This window comes from Streptococcus oralis subsp. dentisani (assembly GCF_002096685.1).
GTDB lineage: Bacteria > Bacillota > Bacilli > Lactobacillales > Streptococcaceae > Streptococcus > Streptococcus oralis_AD.
The window spans coordinates 1-216 of the sequence record NZ_NCVA01000025.1; the positions used below are offsets into that span (position 1 = coordinate 1).

Here is a 216-nt window from a genome sequence, read left to right on the forward strand (position 1 = left end):
TCTGAGTTATAGTGATCCTATTTTGACCGACTTTGTGGCGCATGAAGAACTCGGTAAAGCGATTTATGAGCTGGATCAGCAGTATGCGAAAGCCAAGGCAGAAGCGATTGAGGCTGCTAAACGCAAGGCAGAACAAGAAGCCGCTGAGCGAGAAGCTTCTTATCGCCGTCATCACCCCATCCAAGCCTGGCTGAAGGATCGCTCGAATGAGATTGG

General features: G+C 50.0%; 1 protein-coding gene. It reads left to right on the top strand.

Features of this window, described 5'->3' with window-relative positions:
- On the top strand, positions 1 to 216 hold a 216-nt coding region (locus tag B7705_RS09725), incomplete at both ends, for a hypothetical protein (protein ID WP_204956956.1).